The 16,400-nt window shown below is 30.7% G+C and carries 15 protein-coding genes; 5 read left to right on the forward strand and 10 right to left on the reverse strand.

Going from position 1 to position 16,400, the window contains the following annotated elements:
- Positions 1-11: 11 nt before the first annotated feature.
- The 6 genes from H0I23_RS10225 to H0I23_RS10250 form a co-directional block, all read right to left on the reverse strand.
- Positions 12-2,819, reverse strand: a complete 2,808-nt coding sequence (locus H0I23_RS10225; RefSeq protein ID WP_254073588.1) for a triple tyrosine motif-containing protein — start codon at positions 2,817-2,819, stop codon at positions 12-14.
- A 66-nt stretch (positions 2,820-2,885) separates the two neighbouring features.
- Positions 2,886-3,161, reverse strand: coding sequence for an ATP-dependent Clp protease adaptor ClpS (locus H0I23_RS10230; protein WP_216783201.1), 276 nt, complete (start codon positions 3,159-3,161; stop codon positions 2,886-2,888).
- A 58-nt stretch (positions 3,162-3,219) separates the two neighbouring features.
- Positions 3,220-4,059 carry a 50S ribosomal protein L11 methyltransferase gene (gene prmA / locus H0I23_RS10235; RefSeq protein WP_216783203.1) on the reverse strand — a complete coding sequence of 280 codons (840 nt, stop codon included), beginning with the start codon at positions 4,057-4,059 and terminating at the stop codon, positions 3,220-3,222.
- A gap of 64 nt (positions 4,060-4,123) precedes the next feature.
- Entirely contained in the window at positions 4,124-4,873 is a 750-nt protein-coding gene (gene tpiA / locus H0I23_RS10240; RefSeq protein WP_216783204.1) for a triose-phosphate isomerase, read from the reverse strand.
- Positions 4,874-4,905: 32 nt separating this feature from the next.
- The gene (locus H0I23_RS10245) at positions 4,906-6,003 is read right to left on the reverse strand and encodes a BT_3928 family protein (RefSeq protein ID WP_216783206.1); all 1,098 of its coding nucleotides are present in this window, start codon (positions 6,001-6,003) and stop codon (positions 4,906-4,908) included.
- A 5-nt stretch (positions 6,004-6,008) separates the two neighbouring features.
- Entirely contained in the window at positions 6,009-6,554 is a 546-nt protein-coding gene (locus H0I23_RS10250) for a DUF1599 domain-containing protein (protein ID WP_216783208.1), read from the reverse strand.
- Between the two features lie 107 nt (positions 6,555-6,661).
- Between H0I23_RS10250 and folP the strand changes: the two genes are divergently transcribed.
- Genes folP through H0I23_RS10265 form a run of 3 tightly spaced genes read left to right on the forward strand, consistent with a single transcriptional unit; the run spans position 6,662 to position 9,133 of the window.
- Positions 6,662-7,495 (forward strand): dihydropteroate synthase, encoded by an 834-nt coding sequence (gene folP, locus H0I23_RS10255; RefSeq protein ID WP_216783209.1) that lies wholly within the window; start codon positions 6,662-6,664, stop codon positions 7,493-7,495.
- Between the two features lie 43 nt (positions 7,496-7,538).
- Positions 7,539-8,324, forward strand: coding sequence for a diadenylate cyclase (locus H0I23_RS10260; RefSeq protein ID WP_216783211.1), 786 nt, complete (start codon positions 7,539-7,541; stop codon positions 8,322-8,324).
- A 29-nt stretch (positions 8,325-8,353) separates the two neighbouring features.
- The gene (locus tag H0I23_RS10265) at positions 8,354-9,133 is read left to right on the forward strand and encodes a DUF3667 domain-containing protein (protein WP_216783213.1); all 780 of its coding nucleotides are present in this window, start codon (positions 8,354-8,356) and stop codon (positions 9,131-9,133) included.
- Positions 9,134-9,135: 2 nt separating this feature from the next.
- Here H0I23_RS10265 and H0I23_RS10270 read toward each other — a convergent pair whose 3' ends face one another.
- Together H0I23_RS10270 and truA are read right to left on the reverse strand one after the other, a co-directional pair.
- Entirely contained in the window at positions 9,136-10,902 is a 1,767-nt protein-coding gene (locus H0I23_RS10270) for an ABC transporter ATP-binding protein (RefSeq protein ID WP_216783215.1), read from the reverse strand.
- Positions 10,903-10,904: 2 nt separating this feature from the next.
- Positions 10,905-11,648: a tRNA pseudouridine(38-40) synthase TruA gene (gene truA, locus H0I23_RS10275; RefSeq protein ID WP_216783216.1), complete on the reverse strand. Its 744-nt coding sequence runs from the start codon at positions 11,646-11,648 to the stop codon at positions 10,905-10,907.
- Positions 11,649-11,751: 103 nt separating this feature from the next.
- Between truA and H0I23_RS10280 the strand changes: the two genes are divergently transcribed.
- Positions 11,752-12,246, forward strand: coding sequence for a metallophosphoesterase (locus H0I23_RS10280; protein WP_216783217.1), 495 nt, complete (start codon positions 11,752-11,754; stop codon positions 12,244-12,246).
- A 79-nt stretch (positions 12,247-12,325) separates the two neighbouring features.
- Here H0I23_RS10280 and H0I23_RS10285 read toward each other — a convergent pair whose 3' ends face one another.
- Positions 12,326-13,870, reverse strand: coding sequence for a hypothetical protein (locus H0I23_RS10285; RefSeq protein WP_216783218.1), 1,545 nt, complete (start codon positions 13,868-13,870; stop codon positions 12,326-12,328).
- 162 nt (positions 13,871-14,032) lie between these two features.
- Positions 14,033-14,443, reverse strand: coding sequence for a DUF4293 domain-containing protein (locus H0I23_RS10290; RefSeq protein ID WP_216783219.1), 411 nt, complete (start codon positions 14,441-14,443; stop codon positions 14,033-14,035).
- Positions 14,444-14,635: 192 nt separating this feature from the next.
- Here H0I23_RS10290 and rho point away from each other — a divergent pair, with 192 nt between their 5' ends.
- The gene (gene rho, locus H0I23_RS10295; protein WP_216783220.1) at positions 14,636-16,336 is read left to right on the forward strand and encodes a transcription termination factor Rho; all 1,701 of its coding nucleotides are present in this window, start codon (positions 14,636-14,638) and stop codon (positions 16,334-16,336) included.
- Positions 16,337-16,400: the final 64 nt, after the last annotated feature.

Below are 16,400 nucleotides of genomic sequence, written 5' to 3' on the forward strand. Positions count from 1 at the left end.
TGTATTGTTAATTAAAGCTTAATGATGTAATCAGTTAAACCCATTTCGTGTGGTAGATCCATTTTTTTACGTAAACGGTAACGTTTTACCTCAACACTTCTTACCGAGATATTTAATAATGGTGCAATTTCTTTAGAAGATAAATTTAACCGTAAATAAGCACACAACCTTAAGTCATTTGGTGTTAAGTCTGAATGACTTTTTTTGATTTTTTTTAAAAATTCTTTATCTGCATTATTAAATGCATCTTCAAAAAATTTCCAATCATCTTCATTATTAATATTCCTATCAATAGTTTTAATTACGGAATTTACTTGTTGTGGTGTCTTACTCTCTTGTAGTTGTGCTTTAATCGTATTTAAAAATTCATTCTTTTTAATAATACTCATGGTAGAAATAGCAAGTTCTCTACTTTTATTATCAATTTCTTGATTTAATTTTTCATTTTTAATTTGAATAAGCTTCTTCTCTGCTTTAATTTTTTTTCGTTTAAGCTTCTTCTCATTCTCTTTTAAAATTTGCTCTTGCTGCTTTCTATAATACCTACGATACAACCTATGTATAAAATACCCTAGAGTAATAAAAAACAGTATGTATATTAATATTGCCAAATTTGAAGCATACCAAGGTCGTAGAATTTCGAAAGTATAGCTCACTATATTCTCACTTAATTCATTACCTACTTTTCCTCTTACCTTAAATGTATATTCCCCAAATGGCAAATTTTCAAAAGCAACTTTAGAATCTTCTGACCATGAGCTCCATACCTCTGATAGACCTATTAATTGGTATTGGTAATTTACCTCTGTATATTTTTCAAAACTTGGAATACTATATTCAAAATACAAGTTGTTATTTATATATCTAAAGGCTTTATCAACACCCTTTAATTCAACTTTTTGTAATAAAGTAGAATCATTATTTTTATTAAATACATCCGTTAAAGCTATACTGAATTTATTAGCACTTAGCTTATCAAGATGCAGTGTTATATAGCCATTAGAAATACCTATTAAATACGTTTCATCATCTATTTTCTTTATATTTTCAAAACCTAAAACTCCTAAACTTCGTCTCAACGAACTTGGGATAGCAATTTTTTTGACTTTTGGTTGTCCATTGAATTTATTAGCAGTTAATGCTATAATATTTTTATTGGTAAAAGCCCATAACATATCATCACTAATATCTGGTATAACAATACCAGATAAACTTTCTTCTGGTTCAAATAAGAGATTGGTTAACAAAGAATCTCTTTCTAATTTTTGGTTTGATTCATTAAAACGCAATACTCCATTATTTGAAGCATGTAAAATGGCTTTCTCATAAGAAACTAAACTTGCACCTGTACCTAACACAGGTGTTTCTACAAGTTTAACAACCTTAGAATAGAAAGAATCTAAGGTTAACCTAAAAACACCTTTAAATTCGTGATTAACGATAATATCTTTATTCTGGGTTAGTTCAAAAAATCGGCTAGAAATATCAAATCCTTCAATTTTGTTTCTAAATGTCCACCCTGTATTCTTCTTTTCAAGAATACTTATTCCGTTATAATTACCTTGTAATAAAAGAGAATCATTTCCTGGAATTTTTTTAATATCCCAAGCTCCTGGGAATGAAGCTATTTGTATTACTTGATTGCCTTCTACAGTAAAAGTTCCTGCATTATGACCACAAAAAAGAATACCCTCAATTTCTTTTAAAAACCAAACCTGACCGTTTGTATTGGCTATAATCTTAAAATCATCATTGCTTGATTTTTGTTTATAAAATAAACCTTGATTAGTACCCAAGTATAAGTAATTTTTATGGATCGCGGCAGTGTACACAACCCCTAATTTACCTACCGTATCAATATATTCTTTAAAAGGCGCACTAAAATTTAGCACACTGATACCATTATTTAATCCCAACCAAACATTTCCATCAAGGTCTTCAAAAATAGAAAGTATAGTATTATCATTTAATCCTTTTTTCTGATTGATCTTTTCTAATAATACGCCAGACTCACTAACATGGTAAACTCCATCTGAAATTGTTCCTAATATAAAACTGCCATTTTTTAATTGAGTACTACTATAAATATTAACCTCTTGCAATTCAGCATTTACAGGCACTTTCCATATATCTAATTCTCCATTTTTTAAAATATAAAAACCTGATTTTTCAGTAAGTATTAACGTACCAAAAGAGGTGTCAAACATACCTATTACAGAATTAGATTTAAAAGCAACATTTTCTGAAACTAAAAGACTTTTACCGCCTTCTATTTTGAAAAGACCTTTTCCTGATTTTTGGAAATAAACACTTGTTTTAGTTTTAAAAAGCCTAGCTCTAGTACTCTGAGAACGTATTATACTAAATTTATCTGTTTTTAAATTGTAGATATAGATTCTCTGCAAAGACTGAAAAAGCACATAAGAATCTAATGTAATAATATTCCAAAATTCCTCATCTTCAATCATTGGAGTAGGCAATTTTTGTTTTAAAGACTCATATAATAGATCTCCAAAATCATCTTTATACCAATACCCAAACTCCATATAACACCCCGTAAAAATACGATCATCTACAACTTTGACTGCGCGTATATGAGAACCGTTAGGAGAAGCGTATGTTTTCCAAGAAGCACCATTATATTCTAACAGTCCATAATTATTACCTACATAAATATTTTTCTTAGCAGATTGAGAAATATTCCAATTTTGATTACCTGCGTTATATTCTAAAGGAGTAAAATTATTTATAGGCGGTAGCTCTTGCGAAAAACAGGTTAACGAAAGAAGTAAAAAGAAATAAAATTTAAAAAAATTCAAATGCATGTTTTTAAAACCATGGGCAGATCATGGATTTGAAGGTAATGAAATAGTATAAGAAAACAATTAAACAATCTCTGCACTTAAACCTGCTTGCAGTAATTTACTGCACCTTGGCTTAAGATCATCATAATCGCCTGTTTTAACGGTACACTTACCGTTATGATGTACTATTATTGAGCATTGCTCTGCTTGCTCTGGTGTATGATCACAAACACCTATAAGTGTATCAATAACATGATCGAAAGTGTTTATGTCATCATTAAATAAAACAATTTCGTTCTGCTTTTGAGTCTCTTCTTCTACAAGTAGATCCTCTGAGATCTTTTCTTTAGTGCTCATAGATTCTTTTTTACTAATATACAAATTCTTTAAAATACTTAAATATTAATTATACTTATTAGAAAGTATATTTTGCGGCTACCCAATTATTCTTTTCTAAATTCGAATTGTACTTCAAAGAAACTTCTTTACATTTTTCTGATATAATTTCGATGTCTTCAGTATAAAAACCACTTAAAAATAATGTTCCATTAGTATTTAAACATTTGGCGTATATTGGTATGTCGCTCAACAAAATATTACGATTAATATTAGCTATAATAACATCGTACTTTTTACCCTCCAACAAACTAGCTTCGCCTTCGTAAACATTTATATGACTACAGTTATTACGCTCTACATTCTCTAAAGCATTTAAATAACACCAATTATCAATATCAATTGCATCAATAGTACTAGCACCTTTCATTGCTGCTAATATTGCTAAAACTCCTGTTCCGCTACCCATATCTAAAACAGAAAGTCCTTTAAAATCTGTATCTAAAATATGCTCTAACATCATATGCGTAGTTTCATGATGTCCAGTTCCAAAGCTCATTTTTGGTTCAATAACAATATCGAACTCAACATTTGTTTTTTCATGAAAAGGCGCTCTTACTGCACATTTATCACCCACTTGAATAGGATTGAAATTTTGTTCCCAAGTAGCATTCCAGTTTTCTTGTTCAATTTCTTTAAAACTATGTTCTATTTTAAAATTAGAATTATCAAATATTTCAATATTTTCTAAAATATTTTCTGACCAATCTTCTTTTTTAATATACGCTAAAACACCTTCTTCTGTTTCTACAAAACTTTCAAAAAGCACTTCTCCCAACTCTGCAATTAAAATATCTGAAGCCGGTTGTATTGGCGCTACTTTAAATTGATATTCTATATAAATATTATATTGCTCCATCCTTATTTTAGCATAAAAAGGGCATCTAAAAAAGATGCCCCATAAAAAATTATTATTTGTAAAATTATATTGCTTTTATAATTGCAATAAAATCATCTGCAACTAAAGCTGCACCACCGATAAGACCTCCATCTACATCTGGCTTAGAAAAAATTTCTACTGCATTACCAGGTTTAACACTACCTCCGTAAAGTATAGAAACGTTATTAGCAATTGTAGCATCATAAGCTTCAGTTATTGTTTTACGAATAAAAGCATGCATTTCTTGTGCTTGCTCTGGAGATGCTGTTTCTCCGGTACCAATAGCCCAAACTGGTTCGTACGCTAGAATAATATTTTTCCAAGCACTTGCATCTAAATCAAATAAAGCATTTTTTAATTGACTTTCTACAACGTTAAAATGATTATCAGATTTACGATCTTCTAACTCTTCACCAAAACAAAACATAACACGAATGTTTTTAGCTAAAGCCGTTTTTACTTTTTTAGCTAGTATCTCATCAGTTTCTCCAAAATAAGCTCTGCGCTCTGAATGACCTATGATAGCAGTATTAATACCAACACTTAATAGCATGTCTGCAGAAATTTCACCTGTATAAGCTCCGTTTTCTGCAAAGTGCATATTCTGAGAAATTACTTCAATTGTAGATGCTTCTAGATTACGTACTGCTGCCGTAAGGTTTATATATGTTGGGGCAACCATTACCTCTGCTTGTGTATCTGGCAATTTCGCAGAAAGTTCTGTTAATAATGCTTCCGTTTCAGAAAGGTTTTTATTCATTTTCCAATTTCCTGCTACAATTTTACTTCTCATTATTATATATTTTATGGTAATACTAATTTCTTTTATTCAAATTTTAATTCATCTAAATCATTAAAATGTACCTTTTGTTTAATTGTACCATTTTCAAGCACCAATACACCTGGGTTAGATCTCACAATTGTTTTTAATGTTGTTTGATCGGTAAAATAAAAATCAAAATTCAACTTATATTCTTTCTGTAATTTAATCTTAAAATCTTCACTAGAAGCAGACATACCAATCACCTTATATCCTTTTTCAATTGCATCATCAGTTATTGTTTTAACTTCTTCAAAAGCTTTATAATTACTCTTAGCTAAATCATAAGCTACAACCACAACTAATTTAGGTTCATTTAAAAATTCTGGTGCCATATCAACACCTTCTTTCTCTATTGTAAAATCATGTATTGGTGGCTCATAGCCTGCCTGTACCTCTATCGTTTCTACATCTACAAAATCTCCATCTACAGTTGGGTAATCTCCTTGTGTTGTTATTATTTTTTCTTTACCGTTAATTTTAAATTTCCAATGGTAATCAAAAATAGCTTTCGGTGCATCTTCTGGCACAGACATGCCTTCTGTAATATTAGCTCCTATTTTATAGGGCCTAAAGTCTATTGCTGGTAAATGATTTAGTACATAATAAGCAAATACGGTACATGCTAATAAAGAAAGCATAGTAACAAACCTATTAAAACCTGCCCCAAAAATTAGCTTTATATACCCTTTCTTAAAAAACAATATCAATATTAATATTAATAAGATTATGTCTTTTGTAAAAGATTCCCAAGGGGTTAATTTTAAAGCATCACCAAAACAACCGCAATCTGTAACTTTATTATAATATGCAGAATAAAAGGTTAAAAACGTAAAACCAACTATCATTAATAATAAGCTCCAAACTGTAAACCTTACTCTAAAACCGATGAGTAAAAGCACACCTAATAAAACTTCTAAAATAACAACTACAATCGCAATTTTTAAGGCATGAGGCTCTAAAAAAGGTAAGTTTAAAACTCCAAAACTAAAATATTCTTCTAGTTTAAATGAAAAACCAACAGGATCATTAAGTTTTATAAAACCACTTATTATAAATAATAAACCGACAAATACTCTACTAAATCCAACTAAAATTTTCATGTATATTATTTAGATTTTGCTGTTAAATGTATCATCGCAAATATTGCATAGTTTACCATGTCTTGATAATTTGCATCTATACCTTCACTAACCAATGTTTTTCCTTTATTATCTTCAATTTGCTTAACTCGTAATAGTTTTTGTAATATTAAATCGGTTAAAGAGCTAACTCGCATATCTCGCCAAGCTTCACCATAGTCATGGTTTTTATTCTCCATTAAAGACTTGGTAATTACAGTATGCTTATCGAATAAATTAATAGCTTCTTCAACATCAATATCTGGTTGATCAGCAATTCCTTTTTCTATCTGGATTAATGCCATTATAGAATAATTTATAATTCCAATAAACTCAGACTGCTCCCCTTCCTCTACTTTACGAACATCATTTTCTTGCAGACCTCTTATACGCTGTGCTTTTATAAAAATCTGATCTGTTAAAGATGGCAGCCTCAGTATTCGCCATGCACTACCATAATCTTTCATTTTTTTAGAGAATAAATCTCTACAAACTTTAATTACTGCATCGTATTGTTCTGAGGTTTTCTGCATGTATTCTTTCTAATTTGTGTAAATTTCGTTCAAAATTTTTAATTGTTCAAGTATCCCGCTTTAAACTTGACCTCTAAACACCGAAACTTAACTAATTATATTAAGAAATGACAATTAATTGTAAAGGAAATCTTATAGATCTAAAGAATCCTAAAATTATGGGAGTTTTAAATGTCACTCCAGATTCTTTTTATGATGGAGGAAAATTTAAAAAAGAGAATGAAATTCTTTTGCAGGTAGAAAAAATGTTATCTGATGGAGCAACTTTTATAGATGTTGGAGCATATAGTTCTAGACCTGGTGCAGTTCATGTATCTGAAGTTGAAGAATTAAAAAGAATTGTACCTATTGTTACGTTATTAGTTGATAACTTTCCTGAAATTATACTTTCCATTGATACTTTTAGAAGTAAGGTAGCCGATAATTGCCTTACTCATGGTGCAGCGATAATTAATGATATTTCTGGAGGCAATTTAGATTCTAAAATGTTTGATATTGTAGCAAAACACAGAGCACCATATATCGTCATGCATATGAAAGGCACCCCTCAGAATATGCAAGAAAATACAAATTACACTAATTTGCTAACTGATATCTTAAACTATTTTTCTGAAAAAATAAAGCTTGGACATTCGAAAAAACTAAATGACATAATCATCGATCCTGGTTTTGGTTTCTCAAAAACTTTAGAACAAAATTATGAGTTAATGCATAAAATAGAACTTTTAAAACCATTAAGCGCACCTATATTAGTGGGTATTAGCAGAAAATCTATGATTTATAACCTTTTAGAGACTGATGCTAAAAACGCATTAAATGGCACTACTATTTTAAATACAATCGCTCTTTTAAAAGGTGCTAATATTTTAAGAGTGCATGATGTAAAAGAAGCCAAAGAATGTATTAAACTTGTAACTCAATTACAGGCCAAAACTAGTTAGTTTTAGTTCATCTATTTTTCTTAATTTTACAAAAACAGCAAGCTTGAATTTTTTAAATTTTCTAGATTTTAGAATTACAGATTTTATCGACATTATTCTTGTCGCAATATTACTCTATTACATTTATAAACTTGTAAGAGGTACAGTTGCTATAAATATTTTTATAGGAATTGTACTTGTATGGGGGTTTTGGAAACTTACCGAGTTGTTAGAAATGAAAATGATCAGTAGTATCATTGGTGGGTTTATGCAAGTTGGTTTAATTGCTTTAATTATAGTTTTCCAACAAGAAATCAGAAAGTTTTTATTAATGATTGGTTCAACAAACTTTGCCAACAAAAGAAATTTTTTAAAACATTTTAAATTTTTAAAGCAAGAAGCTGGAGCTATAGGAACAGATGTAGATTCGATATTGAGCGCTTGTGAAAAGATGAGTGCATCAAAAACTGGTGCTATTATAATTATAAGTAGAAGTAACTCTTTAGATTTTGTGAAATCTAGCGGAGATAAGATGTATATTGAAATTACACAACCTATTCTAGAAAGTATTTTTTACAAAAACAGCCCTTTGCATGACGGTGCTGCTATTATTGAAGATAACTACATTGTTGCTACACGTGTAATATTACCCGTATCTAACGAAAGAAATATTCCATTACGCTTTGGATTAAGACACAGAGCTGCTGTAGGTATTACTGAAAAAACAGACTCCCTTGCTTTAGTCGTTAGTGAAGAAACAGGAATGATTACTTATATTAAAAATGGTGAATTCACCCTTTATAATGATATTAACGAGCTTTCGAGTATGATTAAAGAAGATTTGACGTAAAAAACAAACCACCAACCAAAACCACTTTTATGGAATGCAAAAATTGCAATCTCACCTTAGAAGACAATCATAATTTTTGCACTGATTGTGGAGCGAAAGTGATTAGAAATAGAATTACTACAAATAACCTTTGGTACGATTTCACAGAGCAATTTTTTAATTTAGATAATACTTTCCTACTTACTTTCAAACATTTATTTACAAAACCTGAAACAGTAATAGGCGGTTATATAGATGGCGTTCGAAAAAAATACATGAACCCTATAAGCTACCTAACAGTAGCATTAACATTAACAGGACTTATGGTTTTCTTTTTAAAAAGAACATTTCCTGAAGGGATTGATTTTGATATATTTAAAACAGGTATTTATAGCCCTGAAACATCTAAAAAAATGACAGACTTTCTGTTTGCTTTTTATTCGATACTCTATATATTATACATTCCTATTTTAGCTGCGTGTGGTTGGTTATCATTTAAAAATAAGAATTATTATTATTCTGAATTTATCGTCTCTTTTATATATAGTCAAGCTCAATTAAGTTTTATTTCAGTATTTACAACATTACTAACTATAAGTATAGCTCCTAGTTTGTACACGCTTTTATCTATGCTATCATTATTAATTATGATTAGTTATAGCTTATACGTAATGAAAAGAATATCTGATCAGAAAAAAGGAGAATTTTTACCAAGCGCACTTATATTTCTAGTTATGTTTGGTTTCGGTTTTTTTATATTATCTATACTTCAATTTATTTTGATGTATATGTATGGAGTTATATCATTTGAAGCTTTTATACCTAAATAAAATTAAGCAACTTCATCAGCTGAAAACTGAGCTTCGTAAAGGCTATTGTAGTACCCGCCATTTTTAAGAAGTTCTTTATGGCTACCCATTTCAACAATACGTCCAGCATCCATAACTATAATTTTATCTGCTTTTTTTATGGTAGCTAAACGGTGAGCTATTATAATAGAAGTTCTACCTTCAGTTATCTTATCTGTTGCTTTCTGTATTAATTGCTCTGAATATGTATCAACAGACGATGTAGCTTCATCTAAAACCAATATACTAGGATTACTTACATATGCTCTTAAAAAAGCTATTAATTGACGCTGACCACTTGAAAGCATCGCACCACGTTCTTTAACATTGTAGTTATAACCTTCCGGTAAACTCGATATAAAATCATGTACTCCAATTTCTTTTGCCGCAGCTTCAATATGCTCAATAGTTACATTGCTATCTTTTAAAGAAATATTGTTTGCAATTGTATCTGCAAAAAGAAAAACATCTTGCAGTACTACAGCTATTTTAGATCTTAACGATTTTAATTTAAAATCGTTAATCGCAACTCCATCAACGGAAATAACTCCTGAATTTATTTCGTAAAAACGGTTTAATAAATTTATTATAGTCGATTTTCCTGCTCCTGTTGAGCCTACAATAGCAACAGTTTCTCCTGCTTTTACACCAAATGAAATACCATGTAAAACTTCTTCATCATCTAAATAACCAAAACGTACATCTTTAAACTCTATAGCTCCTTTTACAGATTCTACTTCTACATCTCCAGAATCTTCAATCTGACTATCTGTATCTAGTATTTTAAAAACTCTGTTCGCTGCTACCATACCCATCTGTAAAGTATTAAACTTATCTGCTATTTGCCTTAATGGCCTAAAAAGCATATCAGAAAGAAGTATAAAAGCAAAGATTGCTCCATATTCGCTTACTCCAACACCTGCAACATTTAATAATCCGCCATACCAAACAATTAAACCAATTGCTATAGACGATACTATTTCTGCGATTGGAAAAAAGATTGAGTTATACCAAACTGTTTTTAACCAAGCATCCCTATGCTTTTTATTTATTTCTCTAAACTTTTCTTTTTCAATTTCTTCGCGATTAAATAAATGAACGATTTTCATTCCTGTAATGCGCTCTTGAACAAAAGAATTTAAATTAGAAACCTGAGTTCTAACTTCTGTAAAAGCTATTTTCATTGCTTTCTGAAACACTCTTGTTGCATATGCTATAACAGGCATTAAAGCAAAAACAATTAAAGCTAATCTCCAGTTTTGATAAACCATTACACCACCAACAACTATCATTTTCAATAGATCGGCTACGATTACGAAAAAGCCTTGACTGAAAACCTCTCCTATTCGTTGCATATCAGAAACTGCTCTAGTTACCAAAAGCCCTATAGATGAATTGTCGAAATATTTCATTTTAAAACCAACCATTTTTCCAAAAAGGTCTATCCTAACATCTTTTATTACAGATTCGCCTAACCAGTTTGCGTAATAATTAAAACCAAGCTGACTTATTACTTGTCCTAACAAAACTACAATCATAGCAATAGTTAAGTACAATAGCTTATCTGCATCTTTTAATGTAATAGCTTCATCTACAATATTACCAACTATAATAGCAGTCATAACAGCAAAACCTGACAATAAAATTGCCGCAATTGCCACTCCGTAAAAAGTTACTCTATAAGGTTTTGTATAGGCTATTAACCTTTTAAACAAAATCAAATCAAATGCTTTTCCTGACTTACTATCCATACTTATTTATACAATTTTTCGGGGTACAAAACCTTCGTCAAATATAATCCTTTTGCAGGCACTGAAACCCCTGCTTTACACCGATTTTTGCTTTTTATAATAGCTTTAACACTATTGATTTCTGATTTACCCAAACCAACATCTAACAAAGTACCGACTATAGCCCTTACCATGTTTCTTAAAAATCGATCTGCTGTTATCGTAAAAACCAAAACTCCATTTTTATTTTCCCAATATGCCTCTCGTATATCACATAAAAAGGTATTCACTTCTGTATTTGATTTTGAGAAACACTCAAAATCTGTATGTTCCAATAAAACCGCAGCAGCCTTATTCATTTTTTCAACATCTAATGGATATTTTATATAATAAGCATGCCCTGTATAAAATGGATTTTTTTGTTGAACAATCCAATACTCATAAGTTCTTGATGATGCATCAAACCTAGCATGAGCTTCGTCTTTAGTTTCAAAAACTTTCTGAACAGCTATATCTTGCGGTAACAATGAATTTAAACGATATTCTAGATTTTTTAAATCCTTTATCTCTGAAAAATCGAAATGGGCATACATTTGTTTTGCATGTACTCCTGCATCTGTTCTACCAGCCCCCATTAAAGAAACTTTTTCTCTTAATAATTTAGAGAAAGCGTCTTCTAAAACTTCTTGAACTGTAATTGCATTAGGCTGTTTTTGCCATCCGTGGTATTGCTCTCCGAGGTATGAAAAAGCGACAAAATATCTCAATCGAATACACTATTTTTGTGAACTACAAAGGTAAGAAAGAAAAACTGAATTGAATTTAACTCTTACTACTGTACTTTATTGATTTCATCTTTCAAATTATTCCATGACCCGAATTCTTTTACTTTCTGACACACACAGCCACATTGATGATTCTATTTTAAAATACGCAAAAAAAGCTGACGAAATTTGGCATGCAGGTGATATTGGATCGTTAAACGTTACCGATACTTTAAAAAAAGTAAAACCACTGCGTGGCGTTTATGGTAATATTGATGATAATGTTGCTCAAATGGAATTTCCGTTAGATAACAGATTTATGTGTGAAGGTGTTGATGTTTGGATTACGCACATAGGTGGATACCCTAATAAATACTACCCTAGAATTCGCGAAGAAATTAAATTGAACACTCCTAAATTATTCATTAGTGGTCATTCACATATTTTAAAAGTTATGTGGGACAAAAAATTAAACCTTTTACACATGAACCCTGGTGCTTGTGGCAAACATGGTTTTCATCAAGTACGTACTATGCTGCAATTTGTAATTGATGGAGAAGATATTAAAGATTTAGAAATTATAGAGCTAGGTCAACGATAAAAATTAAACACCATATTTTAAAATAAAAAAGAGGATAATTACATTAAAGTAACTACCGTCTTTTTTATTCTAAGTAAATTTATTCACATGTATTTAGAGCGTTACTAAAAGCTATTAAACTTTCTTGCGTGTTTTTAAATTCCCCCGCTTCAACTCTGGTTTTTAATGCTGGACAACTTTCACAAAAAGAAGCTAACTCTTTATTAAATCCAAAAACAAAATCTTTTCCCATTGTTGAAACACCTTTTTCTGAACCATTTAACAGAAGCACAAACTCACTACCCATATGTTCATAAAGGCTAAATTTAGCACCTTCTACTAATGCTTTAGTAAACTTAAGAGATGGTTCTGAATCACTTTCTATTGATGATTGAAAGTTGACAACAACATAAATATCTCCGTTCGCAACCACCATTTTTTTAACTCCTGTTGCCTCAAAAATTTGTTGTTCTTCATTTTCCGAATTGAAAAAATTAGCAACCGAACTCATTTTAGATAATTCATTTGCTGTTACATTAGTTTGCAGAGTATCATTTTCAATTGTTATTAAAAAGGCTATTGATTTTTCTGAATTATCTTCTGGTGTTTCTACAAAAACTTCTGTAACAACAGGCTCATCAGAAATATCCTCTGTTATAACCTCAAGATGCCTAGTTGTTGTTGCATTAGCCTTCAGTAACTCAATTAATCTATCAGCCCCTTCTATAATTCTTTTACCGTCATTTTTATCATAATCGTTTGCTATTAGCTTTTCAGCATACTCTTTTGCTTTTTCTGGCTGATCTAATTTTAAGTACATCAAAGCTGTATTATAATAACTAGCGTATCTTATTTTTTTGGATTTTTTATCATCACCCGAATATCTTGAAACTACATCATTAAAATAATCTTCATATTTTTTAACGCTTTCTACTTGAGCATCTATTGGTTGATCATATTCTACCTCATCAAAAATTCTAATTAAATTTTCTGCTACTTCTTGATGTTTTGATGTTTCTGGATGTTTTTTAGATGCTAGTATCCAAAAATTATTAGAATTAGTACTTGTATAAGGAACATAACCATAATCACTATTAATTTTATAATAAACACGAGACTCCATAGCTTTACGATGCTTTGTTCTAAATTCGTTTCTAATAGTGTAACGATTCGTATTATAATATTTACTTGCTGCCGAATAAGACGTAAATGTAGAACTTGAATACCTATCTGATTCTGAATAAGAATAAGAATCACTCTCTTCTGAATCACTATTATTTATTGATAAAGAACCTGAAGAAGAAAAACTAGTAACTGCACTATAATAATACTTTGTAGACGTAACGTTACCATCTTTATCTTTTTCCTCGACTTTATCTTTTACAATTTCAACTTCGCCTACTTTAGTTCCGTTAAAATCGAACCTAAGGTCTATAGTACCATTGGCTGCTATTTTAGTAAAACCAGATAATCTAATGCCACTTGTATTACTTGAATATATTCTTTTAGAATTATCTAATATTGGTTTTGATGGAAGCTTTACATAAGAAACCTTAAAATATTCTCTATTTAAATTTGCACTCTGTGCAAAAGATGATAATTGTGAACCTAAAAATAAAATAAATAAAAAAATACATTTTTTCATGAAACAATTGTTTGCTGTTAAAATTATGTTAACGAATAAAGTCAACTCTAACAACAAAAACAAATATTTACATAGAAAATTATCTTCATTTTTTTAATTAGAAAATAAAAAACCCGGGAACAACCCCGGGTTTAACGCACTAATACTACTAAGATGTTAGGCTTAACGTAAGCGATCAACAGATTTTACAAGATCCTCATCCTTCCTAATTGCCTTGTTGGCCAAGACTAAAAAAACGATAGAAAAAATAGGAATCAGCATCCCAATACCTTTCTCTGAAACCAAAGTTTCTCCAGATAAATTTAGCGATCGATAAACGAAAAATCCTAGTAAAAAAAGATTTAATATCATATTCAGTCTGTTTGCAACAAATTGATTTTGTCTTTTCTTAAATAAAACTATAGCTATTAAAGCCAAAACAGCAGAAACATAAAATGCTGCAGAAATTAAAATATCATTCTGAGCATATATATGAGTTCCATTTGAATCTGACCATAGATTAACCCAAAACGGTAAAGCTGCAGTTAAAAGTATAACTATTAGTAAATATAATGTTTGGATTCTTTGAATCATTCTTTAAATTAAAATTTAAGACTGCAAAATAACTGTCTTTTTAAGAAATATCAATGAAATATTGAAAATAATTTGTAATATTGTCTCGAAGTACAATAATACTTACCAATTTTAGGACATCGTTCCATAAACTATCAAGATCACAAGAATACACTTCCAATTTTAAAAGACGTATAATTTATCCAATTATTAATGTTTGAGATTTCAGATTTAAAATCAAAAAAGCTTCCTGAGCTTCAAGAGATTGCCAACGGTTTAAACGTACCTAAGTACAAAACCTTAAAAAAATTAGACCTTGTATATCAAATTTTAGATGTACAAGCTGCCAACCCAAAAGTTGTTCAAGAGGCAATAAGTAAAACTGCTCCTGTAGATATTACAGAAAAGCCTAAGGCTAGAGAACCAAGGCCTAAAAAACCAAGAGTAACAGCTAATAAGCCTAAAGAGGCAGATAAACCTGCTGAAAAAACTGAAACTGTTGACACCAGAACTGAAGTTCCTGTAAAAAAACCTAAGCCAAACCCTAGGCCTAGAGCTGCAGCTCCTGCAAAAGAGAATACAACTAAACCAGAAGCGGCAGTAGCTAAAAATGATAATGCAAGTAGAGAACCTAGAGCTAATCAGCCTAGAAACCCTAATCAGAATCAAAAAAAGGAGTTTCAAAAGAAAACACCTGTACACAACAATCAAAACAAGCCTAATCCGCGTCCTAAACAGGAAAAGAATAACAATTTCGATAAGGATCTTAAAAATAGATACAAAGAACCAGAATATGAGTTCGACAGTATTATAGCAAGTGAAGGTGTTTTAGATATCATGCAAGACGGTTACGGATTTCTACGTTCGTCTGATTATAATTATTTATCATCACCTGATGATATATATGTATCTCAATCACAAATTCGCTTATTCGGATTAAAAACAGGAGATACTGTTTTAGGAAATGTGCGCCCACCAAAGGAAGGTGAAAAATATTTTCCTTTAATTAAAGTAAATAAAATTAATGGTATTGACCCTCAAGTTGTACGCGATCGTGTAGCTTTCGAACATTTAACCCCATTATTCCCTCAAGAAAAATTTAATTTATCAGATAGACAAGGAACAATATCTACAAGAATTATCGATTTATTCTCTCCTATAGGAAAAGGACAAAGAGGTATGATTGTATCGCAACCTAAATCTGGTAAAACTATGTTATTAAAAGACATAGCAAACGGTATAGCTGCAAACCACCCTGAAGTTTATCAAATTATATTATTAATTGATGAACGACCTGAAGAGGTTACTGATATGCAACGTAATGTTCGTGGCGAGGTTGTCGCTTCTACTTTTGACAAAGAACCAACAGAACACGTTAGAGTTGCCAATATCGTTTTAGAAAAGGCCAAAAGATTAGTAGAATGTGGACACGACGTAGTTATCCTTTTAGATTCTATAACACGTTTAGCTCGTGCATATAACACTGTACAACCTCCATCAGGTAAAGTACTAAGTGGTGGTGTAGACGCAAATGCATTACACAAACCAAAACGCTTTTTTGGAGCAGCTCGTAATATAGAAGGCGGAGGATCACTTTCGATCATAGCTACAGCATTAACTGAAACAGGCTCTAAAATGGATGAAGTAATCTTTGAAGAATTTAAAGGTACTGGTAACATGGAGCTACAATTAGATCGTAAGATTGCTAATCGTAGAATATTCCCTGCGATCGACCTTACATCTTCTAGTACACGTAGAGATGATTTATTACTTGATGAAGCAACGATACAACGTATGTGGATAATGCGTAAGTACTTAGCAGATATGAACCCTGTCGAAGCTATGGAGTTTATAGAGCAACGCATCAAACAAACAAAAAACAATGAAGAATTTTTAATGACGATGAGTCAATAAAAACTTTTTATTTGAAATATTAAAACCCAATGACAGAATCATTGGGTTTTTTGTTATCTAAACT

The sequence above is a fragment of the Cellulophaga sp. HaHaR_3_176 genome, from assembly GCF_019021925.1.
In the GTDB taxonomy this organism is placed as follows: domain Bacteria; phylum Bacteroidota; class Bacteroidia; order Flavobacteriales; family Flavobacteriaceae; genus Cellulophaga.

Bases quoted from the DNA above. Each gene is read 5' to 3' on its own strand.
- H0I23_RS10285 (WP_216783218.1), bottom strand. From the start codon at position 13,870: ATGAAAAAATGTATTTTTTTATTTATTTTATTTTTAGGTTCACAATTA.
- rho (WP_216783220.1), top strand. From the start codon at position 14,636: ATGTTTGAGATTTCAGATTTAAAATCAAAAAAGCTTCCTGAGCTTCAA.
- folP (WP_216783209.1), top strand. From the start codon at position 6,662: ATGACAATTAATTGTAAAGGAAATCTTATAGATCTAAAGAATCCTAAA.
- tpiA (WP_216783204.1), bottom strand. From the start codon at position 4,873: ATGAGAAGTAAAATTGTAGCAGGAAATTGGAAAATGAATAAAAACCTT.
- H0I23_RS10270 (WP_216783215.1), bottom strand. From the start codon at position 10,902: ATGGATAGTAAGTCAGGAAAAGCATTTGATTTGATTTTGTTTAAAAGG.
- H0I23_RS10250 (WP_216783208.1), bottom strand. From the start codon at position 6,554: ATGCAGAAAACCTCAGAACAATACGATGCAGTAATTAAAGTTTGTAGA.
- H0I23_RS10265 (WP_216783213.1), top strand. From the start codon at position 8,354: ATGGAATGCAAAAATTGCAATCTCACCTTAGAAGACAATCATAATTTT.
- H0I23_RS10290 (WP_216783219.1), bottom strand. From the start codon at position 14,443: ATGATTCAAAGAATCCAAACATTATATTTACTAATAGTTATACTTTTA.
- prmA (WP_216783203.1), bottom strand. From the start codon at position 4,059: ATGGAGCAATATAATATTTATATAGAATATCAATTTAAAGTAGCGCCA.
- H0I23_RS10245 (WP_216783206.1), bottom strand. From the start codon at position 6,003: ATGAAAATTTTAGTTGGATTTAGTAGAGTATTTGTCGGTTTATTATTT.
- H0I23_RS10280 (WP_216783217.1), top strand. From the start codon at position 11,752: ATGACCCGAATTCTTTTACTTTCTGACACACACAGCCACATTGATGAT.
- H0I23_RS10230 (WP_216783201.1), bottom strand. From the start codon at position 3,161: ATGAGCACTAAAGAAAAGATCTCAGAGGATCTACTTGTAGAAGAAGAG.